This is a genomic window from Sediminibacillus dalangtanensis (assembly GCF_017792025.1).
In the GTDB taxonomy this organism is placed as follows: Bacteria; Bacillota; Bacilli; order Bacillales; family Amphibacillaceae; genus Sediminibacillus; species Sediminibacillus dalangtanensis.
The window spans coordinates 1792028-1806657 of record NZ_CP046956.1 but is presented as its reverse complement, the minus strand read 5'-3'; the positions used below and the strand labels follow the sequence as shown (position 1 = coordinate 1806657).

Below are 14630 nucleotides of genomic sequence, written 5' to 3'. Positions count from 1 at the left end.
AAGCGTGTGTATTAACACCAAAAGTAAATATACCACATGGGTTTTCTGCAATCAAGCATAATATCAGTTTTTTCGATGAAATTTTACCATCAGTTCGACTTCAGTTTTTCCTTTATCAAGCTTTTTGGCGATTTCATCCACTGTATACCCTTGATCATATAAAGAATATACCTTTGCCGTGACAGATTCTTCTACCGTATCCTGTTGTACCTCTGGCATTGGCGGCACGTACTCCGAATCTTCTGCCTTGTCGGACGTATAACGTTTTCTGTAGCTTTGTTTATATGGTGGAGCCTGTTCTTCCTCAAATGCAGAACTAACCCCCTCATTGCTGTTTTTTTGAGCAGTATGTTTGTTTTTGGACGTAGGTTCATCCAATTCTTTCAACAGACGGTCATTTTCTTCTCTTATTTCATGCAAAAAAGCGCTCAGCATTTCCTCCGATTGTTGAAGAGAATCAATCTTAGCCTGTCCTTCATTACCATTTTGCTGCAATTTTTGGAACAATAACCGAATCGCAATGAATGTGAATATGTGTAATAGCAAACTGATGAATAGTAAAAAAGTAAGCATGCAAATCCCCTAACCACTAAAATCGATTTTCCGCCCGAGGTAAGGGTGGTTGTTATCCGTTTTTTCCTCGTCGGCTTTTTTCTTTTGCTGACTATCCTTTGCGTTAAATTGCTTTTCCTTCTTCTCTTTATTGTGTACATCCGCTTTATGTACGGAATGATTGACTTGCTTCCGCTTGACTTCTTCCAGGTTCTGTTGTGCTGCCGCAAGAAGTTCTTGCGTTTGCTGTCCCCTCTGTTGTAATTGTTCCTGCATCTTTGCCGCATCCTGGACTCTCGGAAGTGCCACTTGCATTTCTACCGATTTCCAGCTCATTTCCCCGCACCCTTCGTGCTCCTCCAAGATAGCACATAATACTTAATTCATCCTTACTCAGAGGACACTTATTTTTAAGGGCATCCGTTCCGGTCAAAAATGGGAACGACTTGTATTTCTTAGCCCTTTACAAATAGTTCTTCTTCCAACAGGAAATCTCCTGCTGCGTATCTGGCTGAAGGTTAACTCCTTGGATGAACACCGGCAATCACTGGCTAAGTTTATTAAGGGAATTTTTTAATTTGAAAATCGCTTTACGATGAATCTGTGAAATTCTCGAAGTCGTCAGATCAAGAACCTGGCCGATCTCTGTCAGGGTTAATTCTTCTTTATAAAACAAACTGATCACCATCTGTTCGTTTTCATTTAATTGTCTTATGCCGGCTTCCAATTCAACGTAATCTTCCTGTTTAATTAGCCTTTGTTCCGGAGTAGATGCATGATTGTCCGGCAAAGTATAGCCAATCCCTTCTTTATGATCGCCAGCACCATCCTTTGGCTTGTCTTCCATGGATAATACATTTGAAAACAAAGAATCCTTGACTGCCTCTTCCACTTCCTGTACTGCCATTCCTAAATAATCGGCAATTTCCTTTGAACTAGGCGGCCGCTGATAAGATTGTTCCAATGCCTGTGCAGCTTGTTCGACTTGTTTTGCTTTATCCCTGACGGAGCGCGGCAGCCAATCCTCTTTACGCAAACCGTCCAATATCATCCCCCGTATCCTGAACGAGGCATAAGTATCGAACTTTAAATCGCGTTCAGGTTCGAACTTTTTCAGAGCATCGAACAATCCCATCATTCCTAGACTTTTCAAATCGTCTTTACTGACACTGCCAGGTAAATGGGTGGATATCCGGCTGACATGGAAGTTTACTAAATAGATATATTTTTTCATTAGTTTGTCGGCGGTTTCACTGCTTCTCGTTTTCATCCATCTGTCCCACAATTGCTCTTCTAGAGGAGATGTTTGTTCGGACATGGTTATCCTCCTCACGTTATCATTCTATTCCTGAAAAGATTTACAGTAATGTGTCTTATATCTCTGATTCTCCCATATTGACAGTTCTGATTTTCAGAATTCCGCTTTCTGGAGAAAATTCTATCGTTCTTCCATTATTTCCGCCGATATCCAGGGCAATTATCGGAACCCGATGATGCTTCAACCGCTCGGTAACAGCCTCCACATTTCGATTACCTACCCGCATCATGTCGCTGGAAGTACTGAACGTAAACATTTGCGCACCACCCGCAATTTTCGATTTCAAAGCATAACGGCGCGCACCCTTTTCCAAGAGTTGCTCAATCAGCAAATCGATTGCTGTGTCGGCAAATTTCATTTTATTCAACTCACCGTTCCTCGATAAGGTTGAATCCGGCAGCATGACATGGGCCATGCCCGCAAGTTTTATAGAAAGATCGTAGATAACCACTCCTACACAAGAACCCAACCCGGTTGTCCGCAAAGTATCAGGGGCATTGGCAAGTTTTACATCCGCTATACCAACTTTTACTATTTGATTGGTTGCATTCATTGATCATTTACTCCCAAAGCTGTGAAAATTCGCTCAAATGATTCCGGATCAGGAAGCAAAAAGAAATGTCCTTCAATATCCTCTGTTTCACTCTCTGGTTCCTGTATGGTTGTATCGATTATGATCGCATAATCACTTTCCCTGGAAAGCTCCATCAACCCTTCCGAAATAATGGCTCCGGCCATATCCATCGACAAGGATGGCACCGATGGCTGCATATTAATTTGAGTGAAATCCGAGAGAGCGGTCAAATAGGACCCGGACAAAATATTCCCTATTTCATGTAAAATCGATAATCCCATTTCCGGGTATGGCGGTTTGGTAAACGAGAATTCATCACTACCTGTTATATGATGAACAAATTGTTCTGCTTGCTCGGGTGAAAACAGATAGAACATGCTGCCGGGCGCTTCTCCCTCAATCCGAAGGAAAACAGATACAATCACTTTCTCTGCTCCTCCTACCAATTCCATTGTTTCATCGAAACTGGCAATACGGACAGCTGGCGTCTGCATGTCAATTTTCCGATTAAGCAGCTTGGACAAAGCCGTGGCAGCATTACCCGCTCCTATATTACCGATTTCCTTTAATGCATCAAGTTGATAGGTTGAAAGTTTTTCGATAAATGACATGGCAATTTATCCTTCTACAGTTTTCAACGCCCGGACTTCTTCATCGGTTAAGACATTATTTAGATTCAATAAAATCAACAATCTGTCTTCCAGTTTAGCAACCCCTTCGATATAATCCACATCTACGGCGCCTACTACCTCAGGCGCCGGTTCGACGGCTTCCTCTGGGATATCGATGACATCGTATGCCGCATCTACGATTAAACCTACTTCCATTTCGTCCATATATACAATGATCATCCGGGTACTGTCCGTAAACTCTGCTGCATCAAGCCCAAAGCGTTTCCGTAAATCGATGATCGGTGTTACGACACCCCGCAAATTGATAACACCTTTGACAAATGATGCTGTTTGTGGAACTCTGGTGATGTGTTGCATCCTTTCAATCCCACTGACCTGCTGTACGGAAATCGCAAATTCCTCATCATTCAGCTGAAAAATTATCGCTTTAATATCCTGTTTATTATCTTGTGGCATTCCATTGCCCTCCCCTAATTGATTCCTCATTTTTTCTTGAAACTATTGGTTGTAATTCTTTTACTTTTATACAATCAACGAGTTACTATCGATAATCAATGCAACTTGACCATCTCCCAAAATCGTTGCGCCGGAGATAGCAAACACATCGGTCAAATAATTTCCGAGCGACTTTAATACAACCTCCTGTTGGCCGATGAACGTATCGACGATAAGCCCTGCCATCTTTTCCCCTTTTCTGATGATTACAACGGAGCAGTATTCATCATCGAGTTTTTCTCCAGGCACTTCAAAAACATCCTGCAAATCGATGAGCGGAACGACCTTGCCGCGGAAATCAATCACCTTTTTATTATGAGCTGACATAATATTCGATTTCTTAATCACGGCTGTTTCGATAATCGAAGACAAAGGTACTGCATATTTTTCCTCTTTTATTTCTACGAGCATGACCGAGATGATCGATAATGTCAGCGGAAGCTGGATAGAGAAAACAGATCCCTTTTCAAACGCTGAATCAATGGTAATATTGCCTCCTAAAGATTCAATTGTATTCTTTACAACATCCAGTCCTACTCCTCGACCGGATACATCCGAAATTTTGTCTGCAGTGGAAAAACCGCTTTCCATGATCAATTGATATACTTGCTTTTCTGTTAAATTTTCTGCCTGATCATTGGTTATTACGCCATTTGACACTGCTTTGTTTATCACTTTTTCACGATTAATGCCGGCTCCATCGTCACTGATTTCAATAAACACATGGTTGCCACTGTGATAGGCATTTAGCTTTAAGGAACCTTCTCGGGGTTTACCTTTTTGCTCTCTTACATCCGGTAATTCAATCCCGTGGTCAAGAGCATTCCGGATCAAATGGACAAGTGGATCACCAATTTCATCTATCACCGTACGGTCCAGTTCTGTTTCAGCACCCTCAATTTCCAGATTGATTTGTTTTCCTAAATCCTTGGCCAGCTGCCGTACCATACGCGGAAATCGATTGAACACTTGATCAATCGGCACCATGCGCATATTTAAAATAATATTTTGCAAGTCTCCTGATATTCTGGTCATCCGCTCGACTGTTTCCTGCAGTTCGATATGTTTTAAACTATCCGCAATTTGTTCGAGTCGACCGCGGTCAATGACCAGCTCTTCGAATAAATTCATTAAAGCGTCCAAACGATCGATGTTTACTCTGATTGTCTTGTTGCTCACCGGAGCCTTTTTCGCTGTATCTTTTTCCTGCTTTACAGGTGCCTCTGCTATTGCTGTCGCACCCTTTTCCTCTGTTGCTTTCGTTGTATCCGCAGAAGTGTCTGATTGGCTAGGACGTTGTTCGATTGAAAATTTTTGCACTTTGACCGATTCGATTTCGGAAACCTTCATTACTTTCTTTTCTATTTCTTCCGCTTTTTCTTTTGTCACCAATAAAACCGTGAAGGATTGTTCAAATTTTTCTTCTTCTAAATCTTGAACAGTGGGAGCCGACTTGATGACTTCGCCAGATTGTTCAAGGATTTCGAATACCATAAACACTCTTGCAGCCTTAAGCAGGCAATCCTCGCGTAATGTGATATGTAATTCCAAGTTTTGATACCCTTGGTCATTCGATTCCCTTAATACGGTCATTTCAAATTCATCAAGGGTCGAAGCCAGATTCGATGGAGATTGTTGGTCGGATTCTGAAATAGGTGCAGCCGTATTGCTGCCGTCTTCCGAGAGGGCCTCGCCTCTCTCTATCGCATTCAGTTGTTCAACCAAACGTACGACGTCTTTTCTTCCCTCTCCTCCAGAAGCAATATCCAGCACCATTTCCTCTAGCTGATCTACTGCTTCGAAAACAACATCAAGAATTGCCGTAGTCACCATTAACTGCTGGTTGCGCACAGCATCCAGGACATTCTCCATTTTATGGGTCAAATCTGCCAGGTCCTGATACCCCATTGTCGCCGACATCCCTTTCAACGTATGGGCGGATCGAAAAATCTCGTTGACCATCGTCAAATCGGAAGGATTTTTTTCCAGCTCCAGTAAGTGATCATTCAAAGACTGGATATGTTCCTTGCTTTCGTCAATAAATACCTCTAAATATTCATTCGTTTCCATGGTTTATTCCCCCATTGCCTAAAATTGGTCTATTAAAGCATTGCTGATATTCTCCAGCTCTTCTACCATGTCAACACAGCCGGTCTTCACGGCAGCCTGCGGCATTCCATAAACGACTGAGCTGATTTGGGATTCAGCGATCACTACCGTATCGGCAGCAGCTTTTTTCATTTTGACGATACCAGCCGAGCCATCAGCACCCATGCCTGTCATCACGACTGTAATCGTTTGGAACAGCGTCTGTTTTGCCAGAGATTCAAACAGGATATCAACAGAAGGCCGATGTCCTTTCAGCGGAGCTTCTTCCGTTACATGCGCTGCCAATGTTCTTCCGATTTGCCTTACTCGTAAATGGTAACCGCCTGGTGCGATATACGCCGTGCCATTTTGCAAGACTTCCCCGTTTTCCGCTTCTTTTATATGTAGTTGGGATAAGGAATCAAGCCTGTTAGCCAACGACTTGGTAAAGTTGGGCGGCATATGCTGGACAATCACAATCGGTGCCGGGAAATTTTCCGGCAAGCGTGTCAATACCTCGTGTAACGCTTTTGGTCCTCCTGTAGAAGTTCCGATCGCAACGATTTTTTTTTGCGGATGCTGTTTAGGCATCTGTATTGGCTGTGGTGTAACAGTGCGTCTTACAAATTCTTTGTTTTTTCTATCGTTTAACTTAACCCCAGAGGCATGATAGACTTTGTCGGTGATTTCGTCCCTGACATTGTTAATATCCAACGAAATAGAACCAGAAGGCTTGGCGATAAAGTCCACTGCACCAAGCGACATTGCTTCTAACGTACTGTCTGCTCCACGGGTAGTGAGACTGGAAAGCATTACTACCGGTAAAGACTGTTTCTCCATGATTCTTTTTAACGTGCTAATTCCGTCTAAAACAGGCATTTCGATATCCAAGGTAATGACATCGACAGCAATATTTTCCAGTTTGTCCAATGCATCCTGCCCGTTACGAGCTGTCCCGGTCACCTGAAGCCGCGGATCGGAATTCAGTATGTCCGATATCATTTTCCTCATGAATGCTGAATCATCTACCACCAGTACCCGTATCGGTTTCATGTTAACTACCTCTCTTTGATGAAATGTGTGAGCTTTTTGATAAAGGAAGAAGACGTTCTCCTGGAGTCTGGTCTATCACCATCAAGAAACATATCCGTCATCTCTCTGACAGCCTTGGCAGCAGCAGTTTTTGGGTTTTTTTCGATAAAAGGTGTCTGACTGATGACTGCCTGTACCACCGCTTTATCTTCAGGCAGCATCCCGAGAATGGCTAGTTCTTTTCCCAGAAATTGGCCAGCAACACGTTGTAGGCGGGCTGCTGTTTGTTTGCCGATGCGCTGATTGGGAATCCGGTTGATCAGTAAAAACAGTGGTAATTTCAGGTCTTCCCTGGTAATGTGTTTGATCATTGCATAGGCATCGGTTAGCGAAGTGGGCTCTGGAGTGGTTACAACGATCGCTTCATCTACGGCCATTAAAAAATTGGCACTGCCTTCCGTTATCCCTGCCCCCATATCGAAAATAATAAAATCAAATAAACCAGTCAGCAGTTCGTATTGATTGATAAAATAATCAAATTGTTCATTGTCCATCGCAAAAATATTCGTAAGACCTGAACCAGCAGAAATGTATGCGAAAGAATCAGATACTTGCTCGATAACATCCTGGATCGGCAGTTGTTCTTCAAACATATCAACGATGGACAGCTTGCTGGTTTTTCCTAATAACACATCAATATTTCCCATGCCGATATCCAGATCGAACAACAATACTTTCTTTTGTTTCTTCGAAAGGGACAAACAGAAGTTCAAAGCGAAATTGGATTTACCCACCCCTCCTTTTCCGCTTACAACCGCTATCGTTTTTGCCTGTTTCGGATTCCTCGTGGCCTCTACTTTTCTACGTAAATTAGCAGCCTGGTCATACATCGGCAAAATCACCAACTATCAACTTCGCAAGTTTTTGAACATCGACTGATTCTATATCATCCGGAACATCCTGACCGGTGGTAAGATAGGCAATCCCTTTGCCGGATACCATTGATAAGCCAGCCATCGCTCCATAGCTCGCTGTTTCGTCCTTCTTTGTGAAAACCAATTGCTTTATCGGAACTTTTTCAAATTGCCGGTAAATCTCCATCAAATCAGCGCTTTTAGCAGCGAGGGATAAAACCAGATACGTATCGATATCCTGGTTCAAATCAATGATTTCAGCTAGTTCTTTTACGTATTTTTCATCCCTGAAGTTCCTTCCCGCCGTGTCTACCAACACCAAATCAAAATCTTTGAATTTTTCTCTTGCCGAGCGATAGTCATCAAGGTTGTATGCTATTTCCATCGGTACATCCAATATCTTCGAGTACGTTTTCAACTGGTCGATAGCCGCAATTCGATAGGTGTCTGTTGTAATAAAGGCCACTCTTTTGTTATCCTTCAATACGCTATTTGCTGCGATTTTCGCAATGGTAGTGGTTTTGCCGACACCGGTAGGCCCTACAAAATGGACAAATTTTTTCTCATAGGATATCCCTTCAAATGCATCTTTCCGGAATCTGCCAGCCAACTCTTCTGTCAAAAGTTCCACAAAAGAATCTCTTCCAGCGTCAGGATTGTGTTCATACATACTCGATACCAATCTTTCAGCCGTTTCCTCTTCCATATCTTGTGAAAGTAAGTGTTTATAAAACAACTGGTATGCAGCAGGATATTGCGGTAGATTGCCTGTGTTGCTGTTTAATTCTATCAAGCTTTTCAAGTCTCTCAATTCCTGTAACATACCCTGATCTGCTTTGAACCTATCCGATTCCTTCCATTTTACTTCTTTTTCGGAGGCTACCGGCTTTGTTACTTGCTGTTCGGCTTGTTTTTTTCTTTCCGGCTCTTTATCTAATGCGGCAACCACTTCTATATTTCTTTTTTTAAACAAACCTAAAAATCCACCAGTATGAACTGCCTTTGAATGCAGGATTACGGCATCGGCCCCCAGCTCTTTGCGGACTTTCTGCATAACTTCCGGCATGGTAGGCGCTGTAAACTTTTTCACCTTCATGCGACGTTCACCACCCCTATGCTTTGAATTTCAAGGTTTGGTTCCAGTTCATTGTAAGAAAGTACAATAACCTGAGGAAAGTACCGATCGAGCAATTGCTTCAAATACATTCTGATAGAAGGAGCACATAAGATAATCGGAGTTTCCTCCCGCAGCGATGCCTGTTCTACTTGCTCAGTTACGGATTGTATTATTACCTGCTGCGTTTCCGGGTCTAACGCTAAATAGCTGCCATGTTCTGTTTGCTGCACATTTTCCGCCAGCACCTGTTCAACATCATTGGAAATGGTTATCACTCGTAGCATTCCTCCCTCATCTACATACTGTTTGGTTATTTGGGAAGCAAGTGACTGCCTGGCATATTCAGCCAATAACTCTGTATCACTGGTCATCTTGCCAAAATCAGCAAGTGTTTCAAAAATGATCGGCAGATTTCTAATCGAAACATTCTCACGCAACAGCTTGGCCAAAACTTTTTGGATATCCCCTGTAGACAATGGTTCTGGGGTCACCTCTTCAACCAAAATCGGATAACTTTCCTTCAAATGATCGATAAGCTGTTTTGTTTCTTGTCTGCCGAGCAATAGATGAGCATGCTGCTTGATAACCTCGGTTATATGGGTGGATACAACCGAAGGAGGATCGACAACCGTGTAACCTGACAATTCCGCTTCATCTTTCAATTCTTCGCTTATCCATTTTGCAGGGAGTCCAAAGGCGGGTTCCTGTGTATCAATGCCTTCTATAGTATCGTCATCGATACCTGGGCTCATTGCTAAATAATGATCGAGCAATAATTCGCCTGTGGCCACTTCATTTCCTTTCACCTTTAAACGATACTCATTAGGATTCAGTTGGATGTTATCCCGGATTCTGACGACCGGAATGACGACCCCCAATTCAATCGCCAACTGCCTGCGGATCATTACCACCCTGTCAAGTAAGTCTCCTCCCTGACTTGTATCCGCTAACGGAATCAACGCATAACCAAACTCAAACTCGATCGGATCCATGCTTAGCAGCTGGACCACATTTTCTGGCGACTTCATATGATCCGTGTCTGCTTCCTCTTCTTCTTCGACTGTGGGCAAATCTGGCTGCTCCAATTCCTTGGAGAGCCAATATGCTCCAAAAATAAGGATGCCGGAAATCATTGTCGTCAGCAAAAAGTTTATTGGAGTAAAACCAAGAAAGAAAATGGTGCCTGCCGCTATATACAACAGTTTTGGATATCGGAAAAGTTGGGTGGTGACATCCGTCCCAAGGTTCCCCTCCGAAGCAACACGGGTAACCACGATGCCAGTAGCCGTGGCAATCAACAGTGCCGGAATTTGACTTACCAGGCCATCCCCTACTGTCAACTGCATATAGGTACTGATTGCTTCCTGAAAGCTCATATCCATCTGGACCATGCCAATGATCAAACCGAATATAATATTAATCAGGACGATGATGATTCCGGCAATCGCATCCCCTTTTACGAATTTACTTGCACCGTCCATTGCACCATAAAAATCAGCTTCGTTCTCAATCTTTTCACGCCTTTCCTTCGCCTGCTGTTCCGATATCATGCCCGCATTCAAGTCAGCATCGATACTCATCTGTTTACCAGGCATTGCATCCAGCGTAAACCTGGCGGCAACTTCGGAAACCCGTTCGGCTCCTTTTGTGATAACAAGAAACTGGATAATTACCAAAATGGCAAATACCACAAAACCTACTAAAGGATTATCACCAATTACGAAGGTTCCGAACGTTTCAACTACTCCCCCTGCATCCGCTTTTGAAAGAATGGAACGCGTTGTGGAAACATTCAATCCAAGTCGAAAAAGAGTCATCAATAGTAACAGGGACGGAAAGATCGAAAATTGCAATGCCTCTGTTGTATTCATGGACACTAGTATGACAATAAGTGCTAAGGATATATTGCATAGAATGAAAATACTTAATATCCATCCTGGCAAAGGGATGACCAACATAATAATAATTAAAATAACGCCTAATAAAACCGATAAATCTCTGATTGCCATGTAACTCTCTCCTTAAATCACTTACTTGAAGCATTGTGTCCCATTTTATACACGTAAGCCAGCACTTCAGCTACTGACTGAAAAAATTCTTCACTGATAATGTCGCCGATTTCGATTTCCTTGTATAATCCACGTGCCAGAGGACGATTTTCCACCATCATTACTTCGTTTGCCTTAGCTATATCTCTGATCCGAAAAGCAACGTAGTCTACCCCTTTCGCCACCACATAAGGGGCATCCGCCTTTGTTTCATCATATTTGATCGCGACAGCATAGTGGGTCGGATTCGTGATGACTACATCCGCTTGTGGTATCTCGCTCATCATTCTCCGCATGGCCATCTGCCGCTGTTTTTCTTTTATTTTTGATTTGATCAAAGGGTTACCTTCAATATTTTTGTGTTCATCCTTGATGTCATTTTTAGACATTCGGATACTTTTTTCAAAATCGTATTTTTGGTACGTATAATCAATTACAGCAATCACCAGGAGTGCTATCGAAGCAGCTATTCCCATGGTAATGGTGGTGTTTCCAAAAAACGCCAGCGAACTGTCCACATCCTTACCAGCAAGCTGCATCATCTCATCTTTACGCATCCATATGACAGCAAAAGTGATTACTCCGATAAAAAAGATTTTCAATAGTGATTTGACTAATTCTACCAATGCCCGCGCCGAAAATATTTTTTTCGCCCCTTGGAGTGGATTGATCTTACTCAGTTTCGGCTTTAGCGGCTCACCTGTGAACAAGAAACCTATTTGCATAAAATTGGACGCAAGACCAGCCACGATGGCAATTCCCATAATAGGTGCGATTGCTTTGCTCATTTCTATGGTCGTTTCCAAAAAAACTTTATGGGTGGTCGTTTCTGTAACCTCCCAGTTGATATATTCCGTGAAAGAGTGCTGGTACATTGCCAGCATAATATTTTTCAAATAACCGCCAAGAACGATAAATAGAAGAAAGACGAAAAACAATAAAAGCGCCGTATTTATATCCTGACTCTTGGCAACCTGTCCTTTTTTTCTTGAATCCTGACGCTTTTTCGGGGTTGCTTTTTCTGTTTTTTCCCCTGCAAAAAATTGCAAATCGAGTTTTAATTCCAGTTTAAGCACCTCCGAATAGCTGTAACAGACTTTGCATGGTTTGAAGCATGGTTTCAAATAAATTTTTCACCAATCCTACATACAGACCAAGAAAAGGTAAAAGGACAATAAAACTGACGAGTATTTTCAATGGAAGTCCCACTACAAAAACATTTAGCTGTGGAACAGTCCGGGCGATTATGCCAAGAGCAACATCGACTAGGAATAAACAGCCCACCACCGGAATCGCCATTTGAAAAGCGATTAAAAACATCCGGCTGAATGTTTGTGTAACAAGTTCAGTTATGGCTTCGTTTCCCCAGGGAATGAAAGCATCTATCGGAACCGTTTGGTAACTATAAAAGATGCCGTCTATCAACAAATGATGCCCGTTAACCGCGAGCAGAAACAATAAAGCAATCGTATAAAAGTACTGTCCGATCAACGGACTCTGTGCGCCTGTCTGAGGATCGATCACATTCGCGATAGCAAAACCCATTTGAAAATCGATAAAGCCTCCGGCAATTTGAAGTGCCGCAAGAATCAAATAGGCTATCAATCCAAGAAGCAGTCCGACTAGTGCTTCTTTAAAAACTAATAAGATAAAGGTTTCATCCAATGCTATCTCGGGTATGGTAATCGTATAATACATAATCCAAGCCAAAAAGAAACTGCTCCCTATTTTGAAATGCGTCGGAATATTTTTATAGGAAAAAATAGGAACAGTGACAAAAAAAGAGGTTACGCGGACTAGTATCAATAAAAAAGCCGGAACACTGGATAAATTAATTAAATCCAACATCTATTTCAACCCACAAACTGGTTCAAGTTCTGGAAGATATTTGCTGCAAATTCAACCATCCTTGTCAACATCCAGGGACCGAAAAATACAAGTCCAACAAGGACCGCGACTATTTTCGGGATAAAAGCCAGTGTTTGCTCTTGAATTTGTGTGGTTGCTTGAAAGATACTGACCAAAAGCCCAACCACTAGCGCCAAAAGCAGCAATGGACCGGTCACCATCAGTATTGTATATATCCCTTGCTGAGCCAGGGAGATGACAAAATCACCGCTCATAAACCATTCTCCTTTCCATCGTTAAAATCCGCTCAATAATGAATGGGTGATTAAGTACCAGCCATCCACCAAGACGAATAGCAGAATTTTAAATGGCAAAGAAATCATTACCGGTGGAAGCATCATCATACCCATGGACATCAAAACACTTGCTACTGCCATATCAATCACAAGAAAAGGAACGAAAATCATAAATCCCATTTGGAATGCGGTTTTCAATTCACTGATAGCAAATGCAGGTACTAGCGTGGTAAGCGGGATGTCCTGAATAGTTTCCGGCTGTTCCATCTGGGCATAATTCATAAACAAAGCCAAATCCTTTTGTCGCGTATGGCCGGCCATGAATTCTTTGATTGGCATACTGGCATTTTCATACGCTTCATCCAGCGTGATCTCTTCATTCATCAAAGGTGTTAAAGCTTCCTCGTTAATCTCCTGAAAAGTAGGCGCCATGATGAAAAATGTCAAAAACAATGCCAGTCCAATAAGCACTTGATTGGGCGGCATCTGCTGTGTAGCAAGGGAAGTTCTGACAAACGACAGAACAATAATGACTCTGGTGAAACACGTCATCAAAATTAAAATACTTGGTGCCAATGAAAAAACGGTCAGCAGCAAGATCAATCGGACAGAGGTTGATATACTGCCAGGATCTGAACCGGAAAACACATCTATAAATTCATTCATTGCTATCTTCATCCTTATTCTGTCGGCGTTCAATCAATCTTTTTCTGCCCTGTTTGAGTTTATCTAGCTCTGACTGGAATAAAGCAGAGAAATGCTGTTGCTTATCTCCCTCGGTAGTGTCTGCTGTATTTTTTCCGGTTCCCATGACTGAAGTAAGGAAGTTGACCGGGTTGAAATCACTTCCTCCGCCATCTGTCTTCATCAGTTCTTCCTTGGTGGCTTCATCGGTTATTTCGGACAACATTTCCACGTTGTCTCCTACGCCGACAACAAATAATTTCTCGCCAATACGGACGATTTGCAGCGATTTCTGTGGTCCTAGAGCGATCCCACCAACATTTTCCAACGCCCTGACTTTTTGAAACATTTTATTTTTGCGATTTAAAAATTTCAGCAGAAAATAGATTAATGCCAAAACCAATCCGAGTGCTAGTAACAAGCGGATAAAATAAAAGAATAATCCGGAAGAAGACTCGTCTGCTGGTTCAATCTGATCATCCTGGTTCCCGTCGCTTTCACTATCATCTTCGTTTGTCGTTCCAGTATCTGACTTGCATTCATCACTTTGCGTTCCCACGCAGTCCTTTACACTTGGAGCCGCCTGAAACGTTGCCGGTATGAACCAAAGTGAAAGAAAGACAAATGCCAGCATACAAAATTTTTTCAACATTTTTCACCACTTGTTTTCAGTCTAATACTTTTTGAATTGCTTCAATTACACGGTCCGCTTGAAACGGCTTTACAATAAAGTCTTTTGCACCAGCCTGGATCGCATCGATAACCATTGCCTGCTGTCCCATAGCGGAACACATAATAACTTTTGCGTCTGAATTAATTTGTTTAATTTCCTTCAAAGCAGCAATACCATCCATCTCGGGCATGGTGATGTCCATCGTCACAAGATCTGGTGTCAGTTCCTTGTATTTTTCGACAGCTTGAGCGCCATCCGGTGCTTCCCCTACGACCTCAAAGCCGTTTTTACTTAAAATATCTTTAATCATCATACGCATGAAAGCTGCATCGTCTACTATCAATACTCTCTTACCCATT

The 14630-nt window shown here is 42.4% G+C and carries 17 protein-coding genes; all 17 read right to left on the bottom strand.

Going from position 1 to position 14630, the window contains the following annotated elements:
• Positions 1-63: 63 nt before the first annotated feature.
• The 17 genes from ERJ70_RS09115 to ERJ70_RS09035 all read right to left on the bottom strand — a co-directional run bounded on the left by ERJ70_RS09115 (position 64) and on the right by ERJ70_RS09035 (position 14629).
• Entirely contained in the window at positions 64-573 is a 510-nt protein-coding gene (locus ERJ70_RS09115; RefSeq protein WP_209368760.1) for a DUF6115 domain-containing protein, read from the bottom strand.
• Positions 574-582: 9 nt separating this feature from the next.
• Positions 583-888, bottom strand: a complete 306-nt coding sequence (locus ERJ70_RS09110; RefSeq protein WP_209368759.1) for a hypothetical protein — start codon at positions 886-888, stop codon at positions 583-585.
• Between the two features lie 208 nt (positions 889-1096).
• Positions 1097-1870, bottom strand: a complete 774-nt coding sequence (locus tag ERJ70_RS09105) for a FliA/WhiG family RNA polymerase sigma factor (protein ID WP_209368757.1) — start codon at positions 1868-1870, stop codon at positions 1097-1099.
• 55 nt (positions 1871-1925) lie between these two features.
• On the bottom strand, positions 1926-2423 hold the full coding sequence (locus tag ERJ70_RS09100; RefSeq protein ID WP_209368755.1) for a chemotaxis protein CheD: 498 nt from the start codon (positions 2421-2423) through the stop codon (positions 1926-1928).
• Positions 2420-3055: a chemotaxis protein CheC gene (locus ERJ70_RS09095; RefSeq protein ID WP_209368753.1), complete on the bottom strand. Its 636-nt coding sequence runs from the start codon at positions 3053-3055 to the stop codon at positions 2420-2422. Before ERJ70_RS09095 ends, ERJ70_RS09100 begins: the two co-directional genes overlap by 4 nt.
• A gap of 6 nt (positions 3056-3061) precedes the next feature.
• Positions 3062-3532 carry a chemotaxis protein CheW gene (locus ERJ70_RS09090; protein WP_209368751.1) on the bottom strand — a complete coding sequence of 157 codons (471 nt, stop codon included), beginning with the start codon at positions 3530-3532 and terminating at the stop codon, positions 3062-3064.
• Positions 3533-3598: 66 nt separating this feature from the next.
• Positions 3599-5641: a chemotaxis protein CheA gene (locus ERJ70_RS09085; protein WP_209368749.1), complete on the bottom strand. Its 2043-nt coding sequence runs from the start codon at positions 5639-5641 to the stop codon at positions 3599-3601.
• A gap of 18 nt (positions 5642-5659) precedes the next feature.
• Complete coding sequence (locus ERJ70_RS09080) at positions 5660-6712, bottom strand: protein-glutamate methylesterase/protein-glutamine glutaminase (RefSeq protein WP_209368747.1); 1053 nt, start codon at positions 6710-6712, stop codon at positions 5660-5662.
• Between the two features lie 5 nt (positions 6713-6717).
• Entirely contained in the window at positions 6718-7581 is an 864-nt protein-coding gene (locus ERJ70_RS09075; RefSeq protein WP_209368745.1) for a MinD/ParA family protein, read from the bottom strand.
• A complete protein-coding gene (gene flhF / locus ERJ70_RS09070) occupies positions 7574-8701 on the bottom strand; it encodes a flagellar biosynthesis GTPase FlhF (protein ID WP_209368743.1) in 1128 nt (375 codons plus the stop codon). The genes ERJ70_RS09075 and flhF overlap by 8 nt, the downstream gene beginning before the upstream one ends.
• Positions 8698-10731, bottom strand: a complete 2034-nt coding sequence (gene flhA / locus ERJ70_RS09065) for a flagellar biosynthesis protein FlhA (RefSeq protein WP_209368741.1) — start codon at positions 10729-10731, stop codon at positions 8698-8700. The genes flhF and flhA overlap by 4 nt, the downstream gene beginning before the upstream one ends.
• Positions 10732-10748: 17 nt before the next feature.
• Positions 10749-11837, bottom strand: coding sequence for a flagellar biosynthesis protein FlhB (flhB, locus tag ERJ70_RS09060; protein WP_209369250.1), 1089 nt, complete (start codon positions 11835-11837; stop codon positions 10749-10751).
• Position 11838: 1 nt separating this feature from the next.
• Positions 11839-12618 carry a flagellar biosynthetic protein FliR gene (fliR, locus tag ERJ70_RS09055; RefSeq protein WP_209368739.1) on the bottom strand — a complete coding sequence of 260 codons (780 nt, stop codon included), beginning with the start codon at positions 12616-12618 and terminating at the stop codon, positions 11839-11841.
• 5 nt (positions 12619-12623) lie between these two features.
• Positions 12624-12893, bottom strand: a complete 270-nt coding sequence (fliQ, locus tag ERJ70_RS09050) for a flagellar biosynthesis protein FliQ (RefSeq protein ID WP_026570352.1) — start codon at positions 12891-12893, stop codon at positions 12624-12626.
• A 21-nt stretch (positions 12894-12914) separates the two neighbouring features.
• Positions 12915-13580 (bottom strand): flagellar type III secretion system pore protein FliP, encoded by a 666-nt coding sequence (fliP, locus tag ERJ70_RS09045; protein ID WP_209368737.1) that lies wholly within the window; start codon positions 13578-13580, stop codon positions 12915-12917.
• A complete protein-coding gene (fliO, locus tag ERJ70_RS09040; protein ID WP_209368735.1) occupies positions 13573-14250 on the bottom strand; it encodes a flagellar biosynthetic protein FliO in 678 nt (225 codons plus the stop codon). The genes fliP and fliO overlap by 8 nt, the downstream gene beginning before the upstream one ends.
• A gap of 16 nt (positions 14251-14266) precedes the next feature.
• A complete protein-coding gene (locus ERJ70_RS09035; RefSeq protein ID WP_026570354.1) occupies positions 14267-14629 on the bottom strand; it encodes a response regulator in 363 nt (120 codons plus the stop codon).
• Between the last annotated feature and the right edge of the window lies 1 nt (position 14630).